General features: G+C 70.7%; 15 protein-coding genes. 6 read left to right on the top strand and 9 right to left on the bottom strand.

What is annotated here, in order from left to right; translation table 11 throughout:
* Nucleotides 1-12: 12 nt before the first annotated feature.
* The gene (locus tag ACWDEW_RS34120) at nucleotides 13-675 is read right to left on the bottom strand and encodes an MmyB family transcriptional regulator (protein WP_450518031.1); all 663 of its coding nucleotides are present in this window, start codon (nucleotides 673-675) and stop codon (nucleotides 13-15) included.
* A 223-nt stretch (nucleotides 676-898) separates the two neighbouring features.
* On the opposite strand from ACWDEW_RS34120, the gene ACWDEW_RS34115 reads away from it, so the two are divergent.
* Nucleotides 899-1,555, top strand: a complete 657-nt coding sequence (locus tag ACWDEW_RS34115; RefSeq protein WP_450518029.1) for a helix-turn-helix domain-containing protein — start codon at nucleotides 899-901, stop codon at nucleotides 1,553-1,555.
* 33 nt (nucleotides 1,556-1,588) lie between these two features.
* On the opposite strand, the gene ACWDEW_RS34110 is transcribed toward ACWDEW_RS34115, so the two are convergent.
* A complete protein-coding gene (locus tag ACWDEW_RS34110) occupies nucleotides 1,589-2,614 on the bottom strand; it encodes an alpha/beta fold hydrolase (RefSeq protein WP_450518027.1) in 1,026 nt (341 codons plus the stop codon).
* A 218-nt stretch (nucleotides 2,615-2,832) separates the two neighbouring features.
* On the opposite strand from ACWDEW_RS34110, the gene ACWDEW_RS34105 reads away from it, so the two are divergent.
* Complete coding sequence (locus ACWDEW_RS34105) at nucleotides 2,833-3,060, top strand: hypothetical protein (RefSeq protein ID WP_200677520.1); 228 nt, start codon at nucleotides 2,833-2,835, stop codon at nucleotides 3,058-3,060.
* Nucleotides 3,061-3,094: 34 nt separating this feature from the next.
* On the opposite strand, the gene ACWDEW_RS34100 is transcribed toward ACWDEW_RS34105, so the two are convergent.
* A complete protein-coding gene (locus ACWDEW_RS34100; protein ID WP_450518025.1) occupies nucleotides 3,095-3,775 on the bottom strand; it encodes a 4'-phosphopantetheinyl transferase family protein in 681 nt (226 codons plus the stop codon).
* On the bottom strand, nucleotides 3,723-4,631 hold the full coding sequence (locus ACWDEW_RS34095; RefSeq protein ID WP_450518023.1) for a metallophosphoesterase family protein: 909 nt from the start codon (nucleotides 4,629-4,631) through the stop codon (nucleotides 3,723-3,725). The genes ACWDEW_RS34100 and ACWDEW_RS34095 overlap by 53 nt, the downstream gene beginning before the upstream one ends.
* 320 nt (nucleotides 4,632-4,951) lie before the next feature.
* Between ACWDEW_RS34095 and ACWDEW_RS34090 the strand changes: the two genes are divergently transcribed.
* Together ACWDEW_RS34090 and ACWDEW_RS34085 are read left to right on the top strand one after the other, a co-directional pair.
* Entirely contained in the window at nucleotides 4,952-6,100 is a 1,149-nt protein-coding gene (locus ACWDEW_RS34090; protein WP_450518021.1) for an ATP-grasp domain-containing protein, read from the top strand.
* A 152-nt stretch (nucleotides 6,101-6,252) separates the two neighbouring features.
* A complete protein-coding gene (locus ACWDEW_RS34085; protein WP_450518019.1) occupies nucleotides 6,253-7,938 on the top strand; it encodes a carbohydrate binding domain-containing protein in 1,686 nt (561 codons plus the stop codon).
* A 3-nt stretch (nucleotides 7,939-7,941) separates the two neighbouring features.
* Here the strand turns inward: ACWDEW_RS34085 and ACWDEW_RS34080 are convergent, their stop codons facing one another.
* From ACWDEW_RS34080 to ACWDEW_RS34060, 5 genes are all read right to left on the bottom strand, one after another.
* Nucleotides 7,942-8,826: a sulfotransferase family protein gene (locus tag ACWDEW_RS34080; protein ID WP_450518017.1), complete on the bottom strand. Its 885-nt coding sequence runs from the start codon at nucleotides 8,824-8,826 to the stop codon at nucleotides 7,942-7,944.
* A gap of 198 nt (nucleotides 8,827-9,024) precedes the next feature.
* A complete protein-coding gene (locus ACWDEW_RS34075; protein WP_450518015.1) occupies nucleotides 9,025-10,275 on the bottom strand; it encodes an alpha-L-fucosidase in 1,251 nt (416 codons plus the stop codon).
* Between the two features lie 90 nt (nucleotides 10,276-10,365).
* On the bottom strand, nucleotides 10,366-13,425 hold the full coding sequence (locus ACWDEW_RS34070; protein WP_450518013.1) for an alpha-mannosidase: 3,060 nt from the start codon (nucleotides 13,423-13,425) through the stop codon (nucleotides 10,366-10,368).
* Between the two features lie 102 nt (nucleotides 13,426-13,527).
* Entirely contained in the window at nucleotides 13,528-14,865 is a 1,338-nt protein-coding gene (locus ACWDEW_RS34065) for a 6-phospho-beta-glucosidase (protein WP_450518011.1), read from the bottom strand.
* Nucleotides 14,862-15,626 carry a DeoR/GlpR family DNA-binding transcription regulator gene (locus ACWDEW_RS34060; protein ID WP_450518009.1) on the bottom strand — a complete coding sequence of 255 codons (765 nt, stop codon included), beginning with the start codon at nucleotides 15,624-15,626 and terminating at the stop codon, nucleotides 14,862-14,864. The genes ACWDEW_RS34065 and ACWDEW_RS34060 overlap by 4 nt, the downstream gene beginning before the upstream one ends.
* A gap of 127 nt (nucleotides 15,627-15,753) precedes the next feature.
* Between ACWDEW_RS34060 and ACWDEW_RS34055 the strand changes: the two genes are divergently transcribed.
* Nucleotides 15,754-16,773, top strand: a complete 1,020-nt coding sequence (locus ACWDEW_RS34055) for a carbohydrate kinase family protein (protein ID WP_450518007.1) — start codon at nucleotides 15,754-15,756, stop codon at nucleotides 16,771-16,773.
* 120 nt (nucleotides 16,774-16,893) lie between these two features.
* Entirely contained in the window at nucleotides 16,894-18,171 is a 1,278-nt protein-coding gene (locus ACWDEW_RS34050; RefSeq protein ID WP_450518005.1) for an ABC transporter substrate-binding protein, read from the top strand.
* Nucleotides 18,172-18,343: the final 172 nt, after the last annotated feature.

The following is an 18,343-nucleotide window of genomic DNA, read 5'->3' as shown; positions in this document are numbered from 1 at the left end:
TTGGGGCGGGGTTCACTCGGCCGCCGGGACCACTCTCAGGTGTCCCGCGCCGCGGCCCGGCCTGCGGGTCCTGGGCGGCGGGGTGCGGCGGGCCTCGCGCAGGACCAGCGTCAGACGCGTATAGCCCATGTTCTCAAGGGTCTTGGGGGTCTCGCCGACGATCCGGCAGTCCGTGACGCCCCAGCGCGGGTCGGGGTGCCGTACGGGGCGGACCGCGCCGTCGTGCTCCACGGCCCCCTCGCCCACCGCGCGGATCCAGTGCGGCAGGCCCTGCCGGTAGGCGGCCTCCATGATCGGGTCCTGGGCGATGTCGCGGCGGATCGCCTGGAGGCCGTGGTCGTGGGCGTGGCTCTCCACGACGGAGGCGAAGTGGGCCAGCATCGGCAGGCACCAACTCGACTCGTGCTCACCGAGAACCGTGCTCGCGTCGGGGTGGAAGAGCACGAACCGAAGGAAGTTGTCGCCCGGCATGGCCGTCGGATGCGGACCGACCGCCCGGAAAAGTGACTTGAACGCGCCGTTGGTCAGCACCACGTCCCAGCGGTGGTCCATGACGACGGAGGGAAAGGGAACGGCCTCCAGCAGCGTGGCGTAGTCCAGCAGATACGCCTGGGCCTCGGGACTCTCGGGGGCGGGCCGCGGTGCGGACCGCTGCCCACCTGCCTGATACGCCATCGGGAGGTCACCCCTCTTGCCTATGCGGCCTTCTCGCGGCGTCCTGATCCTGCTGCCCCGACTCTTGCCGTGTCAACTATCGTGGCATTTCATGATGGTTGACGGCTGAAATTGGCCACAGTTGTGGCGAGACCTGGATGCGAGTTCGAACGAACCGCTACCCTCCGGGATGTTCACGGCCACCGTTTGTGAGAGGCCTGTGAGAGACGTAGGAGATCTGTCGGTGTCGGATGGCTTCGAGGTACCGGGCGCGACGGCGGGCGCCGTGCTGCCCGCCGTAGTCGACCGCGTCACCGCGCTGGCCGAGCGGCTCGACGTCCCGCAGGCCGAGGTCTTCCACGTGGGCCGGCTCTCCGTGGCCTCCGGTGTCCCGGACCCCGTGGTCAGGGCCCTGCTGAGCGGCCGTCCCGCGGGCGAGCCCGATGTGCAGGCCCGGTTCCTGCAGCGCCTCGACCTGTTGCGCCGCACCAGGCTCAAGCCCAACGGGCGCAAGTACACCCAGCAGGAGATCGCCGACGGCGCGGGCATGTCGCGCCAGCAGGCGGGCGCGCTCATCAACGGCGACCGGCGCCCCACGATGGAGCACTGCGACGCACTCCAGCGCTTCTTCCGGGTGCACGCCGGATTCCTCACGGCCGAGGATTCCGAGGCCCTCGCCGGCGCCCTCCAGCGGACCGAGCAGGAGCTGCTGCAGAAGCTCGCCGACCGCGAGCGGGCGGCGGCCGCGGCCGCGGGGGACCCGCTGGAGCGGCTGCTGCAGGACCACGGGGTGCGCGGAATCGCCTGGCGCGCCGCGCAGTTGCCCACCGACCAGCACCGCGACAAGGTCGCCGAGTGGCTGGACATGCTCCTGGAGAGCGTGAAGCGTCCCGAGGCGTGATCCGGGGCCGCGGGAACGGGAGTTGACGTTCCGTCAGGTCGCGCTGCGTTCGCTCGCCTCCCTCAGGTCCCGTTCCGTCGCGTCACCCTGGGCCGTGACACCGGGCCGACCCTCGCACAGGAGGTCGCGCCAGTGCTCGCGGCTCCAGTGGGCCGGGGTGGTGGTGCCGGTGAACTCCGTGACCAGGGCGAGGAACCGGGCCGGGTCGGTGTGGAACGGGAAGTGTCCCGCCCCTTCGAAGATCTCCAGGCGGCTGCCCGGCATGGCCTCGTGGGCGCCGTGGGCGTGCCGTACCGGCACCACGCTGTCCCGGTCGCCCCACAGCAGCATCGTCGGCATGCCCTCGGTCAGATAGCAGCGGTCGAGCATGGTCACCACCTGGCCGCGCCAGTCGACGACCGCGCGCAGGGTGCGGATGAAGGCGTTGCGGGCGGTCTCGTCGGGCAACGCGTCGACGAGGGTGAGGAGTTCGGGGGCGTCCTGGCCGAGGTCGGTGTCGAGGAGCCTCATCAGCCCCACGGCGAGGCCGACTTGAACGCGCATGCCGGGCAACCGGAGGGCGGACAGGGCGAGATGGGAGCCCGGAAGGGTGATGAGCCGCAGCACGGGGTTGACCTCGCGGCCCACACCTCCCGCGCTGACGAGGACGAGCCGTTCGGTGCGTTCGGGGAACTGGTAGGCGAACTGCATCGCCACTCCCCCGCCCAGCGAGTGGCCGAGCAGGGTCGCGGACTCGATGCCGAGGGTGGTGAGCAGATCGCGCACGCCGTTGGCGTAGGCGGCGACCGAGTAGTCGGCCCGTGGTTTGTCGGAGGCGCCATGGCCGAGGAGGTCGGGGGCGATCACCGTGTGGGTGCGGGCGAGCTGTGGGATCAGCTCCGCCCAGGTGGCCGAGGAGTCGCCGATGCCGTGGATGAGCACGAGCGCCGGGCCTTGGCCGGCCATGCGGAAGGCACGGCGGTATCCGTGCACGACGCGGTACTGGAGCGTGAGTTCCGCGTCGCCCACCGGGCGCAGCCGTGCGGCGCGCGCCGGGCGTTGTACCGGGACGTCCTCCACGTACTCACCTCCCGTTCACCTGGCCGCCCGCGGACGGCCCAAACCCCTGCCTCCCAGCCTACGACCGCTGTCCCACCGGGGATTTCGGGGAGGTTTCGCCTCCGCTAAGCGGGCGAACCGGCGCCCGGTGAAACGGGATTGTCAGTGGCACGCGGCAAGCTGGAGTCGTGCCACCGCCGTGCGGGGGCGCACGACGCCGATCAGGGGAGAGCCGTCCTATGCAGACCGCAGTGATGACCGACCGCGAGCGCGCCGCCGTCCAGGCCTACCTACGGCTGCTGCACACGGTCAGAGCCGCCTTCGACGGCCCCCCGGGCGACCCACGCCCCGTCCTGGTCCCACCCTCGGTACTCGCCGAGGCGGACCAGGCTCTGACGGACGCCGGACTGGCGGGCAACGAGGAGGCGTTCTTCGGGCTGCTGGAGAGCTGGTGCCCGGAGGGGTGACTGGAGTGCTGGTGCCCGGAGGGGTGACGAGGGGTCAGGGATGCGGGACCGTGATCGCCGTGGCGACCAGTCCCCGTCGTACGGTCCAGCGGCCCTCGAAGGTGTCGAGGCGCTCGCCGCCGACCACCGGGCCGGGGACGAGGAGTCGGGCGCGCAGGCCGCCGCGCGCTTCGTCGCCGGGGTCCGCGAAGACTTCGATGTCGGCCTCCGAGAAGTCCAGCCACTTCCCGGTGAGCGGGAACCAGGCCTTGTAGACGGACTCCTTGGCGCTGAACAGGAGCCGGTCCCAGTGCACGGCGGGCAGGTGGGCCGTGAGCCGGGTCAGCCGTTCCTGTTCGGCGGGCAGGGCGACGGAGGGGAGGATGCCGTCGGGGAGCGGGGCGTGGGGTTCGGCGTCGATGCCGAGCGAGGCGAGGTCGGTGGCGCGGGCCAGGGCGGCGGCGCAGTAGCCGTCGCAGTGGGTCATGCTGCCGATGAGTCCGGCGGGCCAGGTCGGGGCGCCGTGGGCACCGGGCAGGATCGGCTGCGGGGGCACGCCGAGCTTCTCCATGGCGCGCCGGGCACAGGCCCGTACGGCGGTGAACTCGCGTCGCCGTTTGGGCACCGCGCGGGCCACCCGGGCCTCTTCCCCGGGGTACAGCGGGGCGTCCTGGAAGCCCTCGTCACCGTGTGTCTCCACGGTCACCACGGACTCCGGGAGCAGCTCCTCGATCACCGGCTCCGACCTCCATCGGCAGGATGCGGCGCAGTCGTCCCGGGGGTTCCGGGCGCTTCCGCCACTCGCGGGGGTATCCCACGGACACCTCTTCGAAGCGGACGCCCTCGTGGTGGGTGGTCCGCGGGATGTGGAGATGGCCGTAGACCATGGTGTCCACGCGGAATCTGCGGTGCCAGTCGGCGGTCAGGGTGGTGCCGCACCACATGGCGAACTCGGGGTACCACAGGACCTCGGTGGGGTGCCGGTCCAGGGGGTAGTGGTTGATCAGGACCGTGGGCAGGTTGTCGGGGATCCCGGTGAGTCTGCGTTCGGTCTCGGCGACCCGGGCCCGGCACCAGGCCTCGCGGCTGGGGTAGGGGTCGGGGTGCAGCAGGAACTCGTCGTTGCAGACGATGCCGGTGCCGTGCGCGTACGTCAGTCCCTCGTCCTTGGTGGCGCAGCCGGCCGGGAGGAACGAGTAGTCGTAGAGGAGGAAGAGCGGGGCCACGACGACCGGGCCGCCGGGGCCGTCCCAGAGAGGGTAGGGGTCCTCCGGGGTGAGGACGCCGAGCTCGCGGCACAGGGCGACGAGGTGGTCGTAGCGGGCGACGCCGCGCAGGGTGACGGGGTCCTTGGGGTGGGTCCACAGTTCGTGGTTCCCGGGCGACCACAGGACCTTGCGGAAGCGGCCGGCGAGGAGTTCCAGGACCCAGCGGATGTCGGCCACGGTCTCGGCGATGTCACCGGCCACGATCAGCCAGTCCTCGTCCGTGCCGGGGCGCATGTTCTCGACCAGGGCGCGGTTCTCTGCGTACCCGATGTGCAGGTCGCTGATGGCCAGCAGCTGTCCGGCACCACCGGCCGTCGACTCCACCTCTCGCCCCCTCCGCGCGCACGAATGAGGCCACGAGATCACATCCCGCCGTTCCGCGACAAGACGGCGAGGCCGCCCCGGTGGGCGGTCCGGACGGTGCTCGGGGCGGTCTTGTGACGGGAGTTCATGGGCCGGGTGGGCAGGATCGGGAAATCCGTAACACGGGCGTTGCACGCGGCACCCCTTGAAAGCCGTATGATCGCCCCAACACCACCGCCACGAACGCCTCTTCGCCGAGGGCGGTTTGGTGTCCCTCCAACCACCCTGGCCGGGCACGGCCTCGCTCCGCCGTGCCCGCGAACCCGAAAGGACGGCCCTGCATGGTCTCTCGCGTACGCGTCTGGCTCAACCGCACGTACGCGGAGAACGTGTTCTTCATGGATCAGCTGCGGAGAAATCCCAGCGATCGGGCCGTCGAGATCCATGCCACGCACGGCGACGCGGACTCCCCCGTACTGGCCGCGGCCGACACCGCGGACCTTGAGCCCGAGGGCCTGTCCCCGGCCGGTTACGTCGAGTACGCCCTCGACCAGTGCGCCCGCCGCGGCATCGACGTGTTCGTGCCCCGGCTGCACCAGTCGGAGATCGTGGCGCACCGCGCGGACTTCGAGGCGGTGGGCACGGCACTGCTGGCGCCGACCCCCGAGGCCGTCGCCGTCTTCCACGACAAGGTGATCGCCTACGAGGCCGTCCAGGCGATCGGCGTGCCCGTGCCGCCGTGGTGGCGGGTCCGCACGGCGCCCGAACTCGTCGCGGCCGTCGAGGAGTTGGAGGCCGCCGGGCACAAGGCGTGCTTCAAGCCGGCGTCCGGTGCGGGCGGGGTGGGCTTCCGCGTGGTCACGCGCGCCCCCTTCTCGCTCATGCACCTCAACGGATTCCCGAGCCCCTACGTCCCGCTCGACACCGTCGTCGAGGCGCTGGAGCAGGCCGACGAGCAGGTCGACTGGCTGGTCATGCCGCGCCTGGAGGAGCCGGAGGTGTCGGTGGACTGCCTGACCGGTCCCGACAACCTGGTCCGGCTCGCCGTGGGCCGCACGAAGAACGGCCGCCGGCGCGGTTTCACCCTGCACGAGCAGTGGCTGGAGCCGGCCCGCCGGATCGCGGAGGGCTTCGGGCTGCACTACCTCTCCAACATCCAGTTCCGGATGTTCGGCGAGACGCCGGTGCTGATGGACGTCAACACCCGCCCCGCGGGCGGCCTGCACCAGCTGTCGCTGTGCGGGGTCAACGCCCCTTGGGCGGCAGTGCAGTTGGCGCTCGGCGAGGACCCGGGCACGATGGAGCCGCCGTTCCTGGGCGCGGACTACGCGGTGGTCTCGGGCCCGCGTCAGCTGCGTCCCGTGACGCTCCCGCACCAGCGCCCGGAGGAGTCGGAGCCCCTGCTTCCGACGGTGCCCGCGCAGACCGGGACGGCGCCGGAGAGCACACTCGCACCGGAGCTGGGCAGCCGCGCGGCGGCCCGCGCCTAGGCCTCCGGGTCTCCCCTCCCCCTCCGCACCACAACTTCATACCGGTCTGGACCAATCATGGAGCAGCATCTTGACACCCTGATTGGTCCAGACCACATTGGTTGCGCACCTTCCAGCACTCCCGAACACCCCCATTCCTTCAGGGAGATCGCGTGCGCGACACACTCAGACGTTCCAGACGTCGCCTCCTCGCTCTGCTCGGTACCGCAGCCCTGGCCATGGCCGGGGCCATCGCGCTGCCCGGTACCGCGCAGGCAGCCAACGTCCTGACCAACCCCGGCTTCGAGTCGGGTTCCCTGTCCCCCTGGTCCTGCACCGGAAACCTCGGCTCGGTGGTCTCCTCACCGGTGCACGGCGGCTCCAAGGCCCTTGCGGGCGCGGTGAGTTCGAGCGACACCGCACAGTGCTCCCAGACGGTCGCCGTGCAACCGAACACGGCGTACTCGCTCAGCGGCTGGGTGCGCGGCAGTTATGTCTACCTCGGTGTCGACGGCGGCTCCTCGACGTGGACCTCCTCCCCGTCGGCGTACGCGCAGTTGACGACGTCGTTCACCACCGGCGCCTCACAGACCAGCGCCACCATCTACGTCCACGGCTGGTACGCGCAGGGCACCTACTACGCGGACGACATCAGCCTCGACGGTCCCGGCGGCGGTGGCGGTGGCGACACCCAGGCGCCGACCGCGCCGACCGGACTGACCTCCACGGGCAAGACGTCCTCCAGCGTGTCCCTGTCGTGGGGCGCCTCGACGGACAACGTGGGCGTCACGGCGTACGACATCTACAGCGGCTCGAACCAGGTCCTCAGCGTCTCCGGTACGAGCGCCACGGTCAGCGGGCTCTCGGCCGGCACCGCCTACACGTTCACCGTGAAGGCGCGGGACGCGGCCGGGAACACCTCGGCGGCCTCCAACGCGGTGAGCGTCACCACGAGTGCCGGCACCGGCGGCGGCACCGGGTTCACGCAGGCCGCGCCCTACCTGTACGAGGGCTGGGGCGATCCGCCGAGCCCGAGCACGGTGATGAGCGCGACCGGCATCAAGTGGTTCACGATGGCGTTCGTGCTGGACTCCGGCGGCTGCACCCCCGCCTGGGACGGCAGCCGCGCCCTGACCGGTGGCGTCGACCAGACCGCCATCAACCAGATCCGCGCGGCGGGCGGCGACATCGTGCCGTCCTTCGGCGGCTGGCAGGGCAGCAAGCTCGGCGCCAACTGCTCCTCCGCGAGCGCGCTCGCCGGGGCGCTGCAGAAGGTGATCGACGCCTACGGCCTCAAGGCGATCGACATGGACATCGAGAACACGGACGAGTTCGAGAACGAGGCCGTCCAGGCGAAGATCCTGACCGCGCTGAAGACCGTCAAGGCCAACAACCCCGGCCTGCGGACGATCGTCACCTTCGGCACCTCGACCACCGGCCCGACCTACTACGGCAACCGGCTGATCGAGCAGGCGCAGTCGCTCAACGCCAACATCGACGTCTTCACCATCATGCCGTTCGACTTCGGCGGCGGCTCCGACATGTACGGCAACACGGTCTCCGCGGCCGAGGGCCTGAAGACCAAGCTGAAGTCCACCTTCGGGTGGGACGACGCCACGGCCTACTCGCACATCGGGATCTCCGGCATGAACGGACTCTCCGACCAGTCGGAGACCACCACCCCGGCGATCTGGACCTCGATCAAGGACTGGGCGAACTCGCACCACATCGCACGTCTCGCGTTCTGGTCGGTCAACCGTGACCGCGGGTGTGCCGGTGGCGGAGTGGTGAGCAACTGCTCCGGCATCAGCCAGAACACCTGGCAGTTCACGTCCATCACGGCCGGTTTCACCGGCTGAGCGTCAGCGTGGGGGTGCCCCGTCCGGGTACCCCCACGCCCGCGCCAACTCCTTGAGCCTGTACGGCAGTTCGGTGTCCGGATCGACGGTGCGGGCGGGCTGGACCCGGCCCGACTTGAGGGTGCTGCTCCAGTCGCCGAGCTGCGGCCGGTGGACGCCGTGGTCCTTGCTGCCGTAGTCGAGCATGCCGCTCTCCCAGGGCACACCGAGGTACTCGCACAGGCCTCGGGTCGACTTCTCCGGTTCGGCGGTGAGGTCCTCGTACGTCATGACGTGGGCGTCGAGATGCTGCCGGGCCTCCTCCAACTTCTCGGCGTAGCCCAGGACTTCGGCGCGGATCGCCTCGTGGTCGGGGTCGTCCCGGCGCGCGGTGAGCGAGGCGACGACGACGGCGGGGTGGCGCAGCAGCAGGATGTAGCGGGCGTGCGGCCAACATCGGTGCAGGCGCGGCCAGATGAGGGTGTTGGGCGGGGTCTTGTCGACGATGACGTCCTTGCCGCTGCGCTGCAGTTCGAGGTGGAGGACCCGGTCCCACAGGACGTGTTCCAGCTCCTCCTTGTCGAGCGCGAGCGCCCGCATGGCGTCGTCGGTGAACTCGCGGGAGAGGTGGACGTGCAGGGTGCGCAGATGCATCTCGTGCGGGGCGCGGATCCGGCTGTGACTGTTCATCAGCACCCGCAGCAGCGTGGACCCGGAGCGCACGGAGGACAGCACGAACACCGGCGAGTCCACCAGGCGCGGAGCGCGCGGCGCGGTGTAGCCGTCGGCGGCCGCCCGGGGGGCGGGCATCGCGTCGAGGGGGCGGCGCGGCGGGCTGACCGCCTGGGCCATCAGCCTCCCCCGCCGCCGCAGCCCCTTGCCGATCGCGGACATCCGCGGGTCTCGCATGCTGACACCTTTCGCTCGCCGTTCCCCTCGGATCCCAGAAGGGGCAGACGAACTCCAGGTGTCACGGAGTCGAACGGCGCGGGCCGGGATCGGCCGGAAAGGGCCGCCGACCTGCCCACTTACCGTTTCCTCAATTCTTGATGGGAACCGGTCCAAGTCTTGATGGGAACCGGTCCACGTTTCGGGACGCCAACGTTCTCAGAAGCGGCCGGAGCCCCGGTACAGCTCCAGTTCCCCGTCGAGTTCCAGGGCCAGCACGGTCGCGTGCGGGTCGAGGTCGGCGCCTGCGGGCGGGTCGATCCACAGCACGCCGACCGCCTCGTGCAGCCCGCCGATCACCCGGTGGGCGAGTTCGGTGCCGGTGCCGAGCACGGTGACCCTGCGGACCGGAGTGACCAGTCCCCGGACGCCGATCTCGGCGCGTGGGACGTCGAACAGGGTGAGATAGAGGGTGCGGCCGTCGGCGGAGAGGGTGCTCGGCCCGTAGTGGTGCCCTGCCGGGAGGCCGCGGACCGTGCCGTACACGGCGTCGGAGTGCTTGCGGATCCACTCCCCCAGGCCTTCGAGGCGCTCGACCTGCGGCTGCGGGATGGTGCCGTCCTCCATCGGGCCGACGTCGAGGAGGAGGTTGCCGCCTCCGCCGATCGTCTCCGTGAAGTAACGCACCAGCTGGCTCAGCGACTTGTGGTTGTCGTCGTGGTGCTGGTAACCCCACGAGTCGTTGATGGTGAGGCACAACTCCCACGGCCCGTCCGGGGGTTCGATGGGGGCGCCCTGCTCCGGTGTCGCGTAGTCGCCCTCGCTGAGCATGCGGGCGTTGAAGACGACGTGCGGTGAGTACGAGCGGATCAGCGCGGCGAGTTCCTTGATGCGCCACTGCTCCTCGCTGCGGTCCCACTCGCCGTCGAACCACATCAGGTCGGGCCGGTAGCGGGAGGCCAACTCCTGTATCTGGCCGTCCCGGTAGGCGATGAAGCGCTCCCAGGCCGCGAGGTCCTCGTCCTCGGCGGAGCACTCGGAGTACCGGTTGTCCTCCTGCTCGGGCGGGCGGCCCGGCTTGCGGGTGGTGGCGTAGTCGGGGTGGTTCCAGTCGGAGTGCGAGTAGTAGAGGCCGACCTTGAGGCCCTGCTCACGGAGCGCGTCGGCGTAGCCGGTGAGGTAGTCCCTGCCGAGGTTGAGATCGCCGAACTCGGTGTCCCACAGGGCCACTCCGTCGTGGTGCCGGCTGGTGAGGACGGCGTACTTGGCGCCGGCACGGGCGAACAGGTCGGCCCAGGCGCGCGGGTCGTACTTCGCGCCGGTGAACCGGTCGAGCTGGGACATGTACTGGTCGTGCGGCACGATGTCGTCGTAGAACGACCAGGACTCCTGGACGCCGTCGACGGCGTAGATCCCCCAGTGGACGAAGATCCCCAACTTGGCGTCGTTGAACCACGGTTGCATGGGCACGGCTGAACTCCTGGTGCGTACAAGGTCAGTTGGGGGATGTGCCGGAGAGCGGGCCCGGCGTGCGACGAACCGGGCCCGCCCTCCGGGGTTCTACTGGCCCGCTTCCGACCGCTTCAGACGGAGCGTCAGGATCTGGAAGGGCCGCAGGGCGACGGCGACCGAGCCCTCGTCGAAGGAGACCTCCTCCTCCAGCGGGCGCTCCAGCAGGTCGGTGATCCGGGCGCCTGCGAGCGGGAAGCCCGTGCGCAGCGTGCCCTCGGCGCGACCGCCGTTCGACTCGTAGAGCCGGACCACGACGTCGCCGGACTCGTCGTCGGCGAGCTTGACCGCCTCGACGGTGATGCCGTCGCCGTCGACGGAGACGACCGGCTGCGGAGCGCCCCCCGAATCGGCCAGCCGCAGCGGGAGGTTGAGGGCGTAGCCCTCGGCGACGGCGTCCTCGATGCTCGCGCCGGGGAGCAGCGAGTAGACGAAGCGGTGCCTGCCCTGGTCGGCGCCCGGGTCCGGGATGCGCGGGGCGCGCACCAGGCTGAGTCGGACCGTGGTCGTCGTACCGCCGTCCTCGCGGACGGTGCGGGAGACGTCGTGGCCGTACGTCGAGTCGTTGATGACGGCGACGCCGTAGCCGGGCTCGGCGAGGTGCACCCAGCGGTGGCCGGAGACCTCGAAACGGGCCGCCTCCCAGCTGGTGTTGGTGTGCGTGGGCCGCTGGATGTGGCCGAACTGGATCTCGGCGGAGGAGTGCGCCGCCCGGATGTCGACCGGGAAGCCGGCCTTGAGGAACTTCTCGGCCTCGTGCCAGTCGATGTCGGTCTCGAAGTCGATCCGGGCGCTGCCGGCCCGGACGGTGATCGTCTGCACGATCTTCGAGCCCTTGCCGAAGGACCGTTCCACGCGGATCGCGCCGAGCAGCGGGTCCTGCTCGACGACCGTGATGGAGTCGACGGTCAGGAGGTCGGTGAAGCGGTTCTTGTAGTGCTTGTCTACGTCCCAGGCGTCCCAGTAGTTCGGGAGGTCGGTGTGCAGGCGGAGCAGGTTGCCCTGGTCGGCGAGGACTTCGCGGCCGCCGTGGCGCAGGTCGCGCACGGAGGCGAGGGTGCCGTCGTCGGCGAGTTCGACGCGGACGATGCCGTTGTCGAGGACGCGGTCGGTGACGGTCACCGCCTGCGGGACGTACTCGGCGGCCAGCGGGGCGCTGCCGTTCGCCGGGACCGTCGCGTACATCGGGACACCGGTCGCGGTGCGGATGACCTCGGCGCGGTCGTAGGGGCTGGTGTTGAAGACGGTGGTGCCGCCGCCACCCAGCGCGGCCACGGCGGCCGTCGTCAGCTGCTCCAACTCCGTTGCCACGCGGGCGTATTCGGCCTCGGCCTCGCGGTGCACCCAGGCGATCGAGGAGCCCGGCAGGATGTCGTGGAACTGGTGCAGCAGGACCGTCTTCCACAGCCGGTCGAGCTTCTCGTACGGGTAGGCGTAGCCCGGTACGTGCAGCGCGGCGGTGGTCGCCCACAACTCGGCCTCGCGCAGCCGGTGTTCGCTGCGCCGGTTGCCCTGCTTGGTGCGGGCCTGGGAGGTGTAGGTGGCGCGGTGGAGTTCCAGGTAGAGCTCGCCGACCCAGACCGGGGCGTCGGGGTACTCGGCGCGGGCCTTGGCGAAGAACTCGTCCGGGTGCTCGACGACGACCTTGGGCGAGCCCTCCAGGTCGGCGAGCCTGCGCGCCCGTTCCATGATCTCGCGGGTGGGGCCGCCGCCGCCGTCGCCCCAGCCGAAGGGGGCCAGGGAGCGGGTGGCGTTGCCCTTCTCCTGGTAGTTGCGGACCGCGCGGGACATCTCCTCGCCGCTGAAGCGTGCGTTGTAGGTGTCGACCGGCGGGAAGTGGGTGAAGATGCGGGTGCCGTCGATGCCCTCCCACCAGAAGGTGTGGTGGGGGAACTTGTTGGTCTGGTTCCAGGAGATCTTCTGGGTGAGGAACCACTCGTTGCCGGCGAGCTTGGCGAGCTGCGGGTAGGCCGCGTTGTAGCCGAAGGAGTCGGGCAGCCAGACGCCCTTGGTCTCGACGCCGAAGTGCTCGATGAAGAACCGCTTGCCGTGGATGAGTTGGCGGGCGATGGCCTCGCCGCCGGGCAGGTTGCCGTCGGACTCGACCCACATGCCGCCGACCGGCGCCCACTGGCCGCGCTTGACGGACTCCTGGATACGGGCCCACACCTGCGGGTAGTTGTCGCGCACCCACTCGTACTGCTGGGCCTGCGAGCAGGCGAAGATGAAGTCCTCGTACTCGTCGGCGAGGGACGTCACGTTCGAGAAGGTGCGGGACGTCTTGCGCTTGGTCTCGCGGATCGGCCACAGCCACGCGGAGTCGATGTGCGCGTGCCCGACACCGGAGACGATGTGCGCGCTGGCGTTGGCCGGCTTGGACAGCACGGGCTTGAGCGCGGCCCGTACGTCGGCGGCCGTACCGGAGACGTCGTCGAGGTCGAGGAGGTCCATGGCCCGGTCCAGGGCGTGCATGATCTCGTGCCGGCGGGGGTCGTGCTCGCCGAGTTCCAGCATCAGTTCGCGCAGCACCTGGACGTCGAGGTCGAGGTGGAAGACCTCCTCGTCGAGGACGGCGAGGTCGGCCCGGCGGAATGTATACAGTGGACGGTCGCCCGCGGTCAGTACATCGCCGAGCGGGGTCGGCTCCGCGAAGTTGTTGGCGAGGATGTCGGGGTTGGAGGCCGCCTCGACCAGGTAGTCGACGACCTCGCCGCCCTCCGCCGGGTTGGCGATCGCCACGTACTGGTTGAGCGGGTTGACCGCCTTCAGCGGCGTCCCGTCGACAAGGTGCACCAGTGCCTCGGCCTGGTTGCCCGGCCAGTCGCCCGTGAAGCCGAGGTCGATGACGGCCTCGACGCGCTTCCCGGCCCACTCGGCGGGCACCTGTCCGCGCATCCGGAACCAGGTGGTGCCCCAGGGCGGACCCCACGGGGTGTCCATCGCGAACGGCTTGTACGGCGCCGCCGCGGCCTCCTCGAAGGAGACCGGCTCGCCGGGGGCCTGCCAGGCCTCGACCGTGAAGGGCGCGGTGGCCGCGTAGATCGCGGGCTTGATCCGCTGGTCGTGGGCGCGCTGGACGCGCTCCTCGATCCGGCTGCGTTCGTCGTGCATGGGAGGTCTCCAGGGAACCAGGGAGCTGAGCTGCTGAGTACGTGGGGAGCTGTCGAGGACTCGCTGCCGAGCACTCGGGGAAAGCGCTTACCGGGACGGTGCCTACTTAAGGTACGCCAGACCCGGGTGGACCTCGGTGTAGCCCTCGACCAGGCGGCGCGCGACATTCACGGAGTCGACCAGCGGGTGCAGCGCGAAGGCCTTCACCGCCGTCGTGCGGGAGCCGTTCTCGGCCGCCGCGAGGACCTCGCGCTCGACGCCCTTGACCGCGCAGACCAGGCCGGTGGCGTGGTCGGGCAGCGGGTCGACCGCGACGGGGTGGGCGCCGTTGGCGTCGACCAGGCACGGCACCTCGATGACGGCGTCCGTGTCGAGGACCGACAGTGCGCCCTGGTTGCGGACGTTGAGGATCAGGGTGGTGCGTTCGTCGCGGGCGATGGCCCGCATCAGGGCGAGGGCGACCTTCTCGTAGCCGCCGGAGAGGTCGTCGGCCTCGCGTTCGCCGGCGCCGGCGGTCTCCCGGTTCTCGGACATGTAGGTCGCCTCGCGCTCGGCGCGGGTGCGGTCCCAGGCGGTCAGCGCGGACGCGTCGGGGCGCTTCATCTCGTCGTAGAACTGCGCCTGTTGGTCACGGAGGAAGGCGCCGCGGGTCCGCTCGACCTCGCGGTAGGCGCGGACGGTCTCGCGGTTGAAGTAGTAGTAGTGCAGGTACTCGTTCGGGATGGCGCCGAGCGACTGGAGCCAGTCGGTTCCGAAGAGCTTGCCCTCCTCGAAGGAGCCGAGCAGGTCGGCGTCGGCGAGCAGGCGCGGGAGTTCGTCGCGGCCGGCGACGCGCAGGCCGCGTACCCAGCCGAGGTGGTTGAGGCCGACGTAGTCGATGAATGCCTCGCGCGGGTTGGCGCCGAGCACCTTGGCGATACGGCGGCCGAGGCCGACCGGGGAGTCGCAGATGCCGATGACGCGGTCGCCGAGGTGGCGGGACATGGCCTCGGTGACCAGGCCCGCGGGGTTGGTGAAGTTGATGACCCAGGCGTCGGGGGCGAGGCGGGCCACGCGCTGGGCGATGTCGACGGCGACCGGGACGGTTCGTAGACCATAGGCAATACCGCCGGCGCCGACCGTCTCCTGGCCGAGGACGCCCTCGGCCAGCGCCACCCGCTCGTCGTTGGCGCGGCCCTCCAGGCCGCCGACGCGGATCGCTGAGAAGACGAAGTCGGCGCCGCGCAGCGCCTCGTCGAGGTCCGTGGTGGCGGTGACGGTGGGGGCGTCGGGCACGCCGGCGGCCTGTTCGGCCAGTACGCGGGCTACCGCATACAGTCGACTGTCGTCGAGGTCGTGCAGCACCACTTCGGTGACCCGGCCCTCGCCGCGGTCGCTCAGCAGTGCCCCGTACACGAGCGGCACGCGGAACCCGCCGCCGCCCAGAATCGTCAGCTTCACGCTTTCACCTTTCCTGCCACGACGACCTCGACGCCCGCTTCCTCCAGGGAGGAGCGGGTCGCCGGGTCGACCGGGGCGTTCGTCACGACCGCGTCGAGGTCCTCGGGACCGCACACCTTCGCCATGCCCGTACCCGGGAACTTCTGCGCGTCGGCGAGCAGGACGACCTTCTCGCCGGCCTTGATCATGGCCCGTTTGACCGGCACCTCGACGACGGTCGTGTCCATCACCTGCCCGCCGGGCCGCACGCCGCTGGTGCCGAGGAAGAGCCAGTCGGCGTGCAGCTGGCGCAGGTTGTCCTCGGTGAGGAAGCCCACCAGGGAGCGGTACTCGCGCCGGACCACGCCGCCGAGCAGCACCAGTTCGATGCCCTCGTCGTCGGCCAGCTCCTCGTAGACCACCAGGTTGCTGGTGATCACGGTGAGGCGGCGGCCGTGCAGCTGCCGGGCGAGCCGGTAGGCGGTGGTGCCGATGTCGAGGAGGACGGACTGGCCGTCGGCCACCATGGCGGCGGCGTGCGCGGCTATCGCGTCCTTCTCGGCCACCCGCACCTCGGCGACCTCGGCGAAGGGCTGGTCGCCCTCGTCGGCCACGGCGCCGCCGTGGACCCGGGTGAGCAGTCCGTCCTCCTCCAGTCTGACCAGGTCGCGCCGGATGGTGGCCGGACTCACGCCGAGTTGCTCGGAGAGGTCAGTCACAGAGGCGGGGCCACCCGAGCGAAGGGCCCGCAGGATGAGTTGGTGTCGTCGTTCTGCCAGCACGCGGTGCACACTACTCGTCATCTTCAATCATTTCCATGCTCAGTTCTGCTCGGGTATTGACCAATCTCCCCGAGCAGCGCACGATTCCGGCATCGAAAATGACGAGTTTTGACGAGAGGTGGCGCGCGTGGACGACGACAGGCCCGATGTGCTGCTGACCGGGCTGCTCTTCTACGACCTCGTTCTCACGGGGCTGGGAAAGCCGCCGACGCCGGGCGAGGAGATCTGGACGGGCGGCATGGGCTGCGGCCCCGGCGGCATCGCGAACCTCGCGGTGGCCACGGCCCGCTTCGGCCTGCGCACCTCGCTGGCCACGGTCTTCGGTGACGACTTCTACGGCGAGTACTGCCGGGACGTCCTGTGCGACCAGGAGGACATCGACCTCTCGCTCTCCCGCACCGCGGACGGCTGGCCCACCCCCGTCACCGTCTCGCTCGCGACCGGTCACGACCGGGCCCTCGTCACCCACGGCCAGGAGCCCCCGTTCACGCAGGACGCGCTGATGGGCGACCCGCCCGAGGCGCGCACGGCGCTGGTGCACATCGAGGCCGAGCCGCGCGAGTGGATCGCCAAGGCCGCCGCGAACGGCACCCACGTCTACGCGGATGTCGGCTGGGACCCCACCCAGGAGTGGTCCCGCGACCTCCTCGACCAGCTCGCCCTGTGCCACGCCTTCCTCCCGAACGAGACCGAGGCGATGGCCTACACCCGCACCGACAGCGCGGTGGCGGCCCTCGGTACGCTCGCGGAGCTGGTGCCGGTGGCGGTGGTCACCCGGGGCGGGGACGGCGCGATCGCCGTCGACCAGATCACCGGGGAGTACGCGGAGGTCCCGGCCCTCGCCGTGGACGTCCTGGACGCGACCGGCGCCGGGGACGTCTTCGGGGCGAGCTTCGTCACGGCCTCCCTCGGCGGCTGGCCACTGGCCGAACGGCTGCGGTTCGCGGTGCTGGCGGCCGGGCTGTCCGTACAGCACCACGGCGGCGCCCTCGCGGCCCCCGGCTGGTACGGCGTCGATCGCTGGTGGCGCTCCCTGGCCGATCCCGACCTGAAGCAGGCCTACGGCTTCCTCGCCGACCGCCTGCCGCCGGACGCGGGCCCCCCGGTGCGCCACGCGCCCGTCACCCCGCCCGCCCGGCAGCACTGACCCGCACCCGATCCACCGCTCGATCCCAGAGCCCCACAGCACCCCCGCCCCACACCCACAGCACCACCCCCCTCAGCCCACGCCCCTCAGTACCACGCACAGGAACAACAGGAGTGACCCGTGGACCTTTCACGCAGAGGCTTCCTCCAGGCCGCCGCGCTCACCGCGGCGGCGTCCGGCCTGACCGTCGCATGCGGCGGCTCCGGATCGGGCGGCACCAAGAACGGCAAGAACCTCACCCTGTGGTACTGGGGCGGCGCACTCAGCGACAAGGTGGTGGCGGAGGCGAAGACCCACTTCAGCGGTGCGGTCGAGCTGACGGCCTCCTCCATCGGCGGTGACTTCAAGCAGAAGCTCACCACCACCCTCGCCGCGGGCGGCTCCTCCGTGCCCGACATCACCGGTATCAAGGGCGAGGACATCGCGTCCTTCCTGCCCAACGCCTCCCGCTTCCTCGACCTGAACGACCTGGGCTTCAAGAAGCTCTCCTCGCAGTACCTGGGCTGGAAGACGAAGCTCGCCCAGACCAGCGACGGCAAGCAGATCGGCTTCCCGATCGACATCGGCCCCACCGCGCTCTTCTACCGCGAGGACCTGTTCGCCAAGGCCGGCGTGGCCACCGACCCCGACAAGGTCGCCGCGCTGGTCACGACCTGGGACGACTACTTCGCGCTCGGCACCGAGGTGCAGAAGAAGAACCCCGGCACCTTCCTGGTCAACAACCTCGGCTCCATGTTCGACATGACCGTCGGCCAGGGCACGCAGCGGTTCATCGACAAGAACAACCACTTCATCGGCGACCAGGACCACATCCGCGCCGCATGGACCACGTCGGTGCGCCCCTACACCCTGGGCCTCGACGCCAAGATCAACGACAACTCCTGGAACGCCGCCGTCGGCAAGACCCTCCTCACCGAGCTCGGCGCGGCCTGGCACGCGCTGGACATCGAGCAGGCGGCCCCTCAGACGAAGGGCAAGTGGCGGGTGTGCGCGATGCCCGTCGGACCGGCCAACCAGGGCGGCTCCTACCTGGCCCTGCCCAAGCAGTGCCGGAATCCCGAGGAAGCCTTCAAGATCATCAGCTGGATCCTCAGCCCGGCCAACGACGCCCGCGGGTTCACCGACGCCGCCATCTTCCCCGCCGCCCCGGCCGCGTACACGATGCCGGCCATGACGGGCCCCGACGCCTTCTTCGGCGGACAGAAGATCATCGAGATCTTCGGGCCGGCCGCCAAGGCCGTCCCGAACACCTACGAGGCGCCGGCCGACGCCGCTGTCATGGCCCCCTACAAGACGGAACTGACCAACATCGAGGCCAAGGGCAAGAAGCCCGACGACGCCTGGAACGACGCTGTCAGCCAGGCCAAGCAGATCGCCCGCCGCCAGGGGGTGAACTGAGGTGACATCCCCTCCGGTCGCCGGTCCCGCCGCGGTGTCGGAACACCGCGGCGGGGCGGGCCCGGCCCGGGGGCGGCCCCCGCGCGCCCCCCCCCGCCGCCCCCCCCCCCCCAACCGCCGCCCCCCCCGGGCGCACGGGCCGCAGATACAGGGCGGCAGGCCCATCAAACAG

This window comes from Streptomyces sp. NPDC001100, assembly GCF_053598575.1.
Note: the sequence above shows the minus strand (reverse complement) of the source record. Positions and strands in the feature narration are given on the sequence as shown.

Bases quoted from the DNA above. Each gene is read 5' to 3' on its own strand.
- ACWDEW_RS34120 (WP_450518031.1), bottom strand. From the start codon at position 675: ATGGCGTATCAGGCAGGTGGGCAGCGGTCCGCACCGCGGCCCGCCCCC.
- ACWDEW_RS34080 (WP_450518017.1), bottom strand. From the start codon at position 8,826: ATGCGAGACCCGCGGATGTCCGCGATCGGCAAGGGGCTGCGGCGGCGG.
- ACWDEW_RS34070 (WP_450518013.1), bottom strand. From the start codon at position 13,425: ATGCACGACGAACGCAGCCGGATCGAGGAGCGCGTCCAGCGCGCCCAC.
- ACWDEW_RS34105 (WP_200677520.1), top strand. From the start codon at position 2,833: ATGCAGACCGCAGTGATGACCGACCGCGAGCGCGCCGCCGTCCAGGCC.
- ACWDEW_RS34090 (WP_450518021.1), top strand. From the start codon at position 4,952: ATGGTCTCTCGCGTACGCGTCTGGCTCAACCGCACGTACGCGGAGAAC.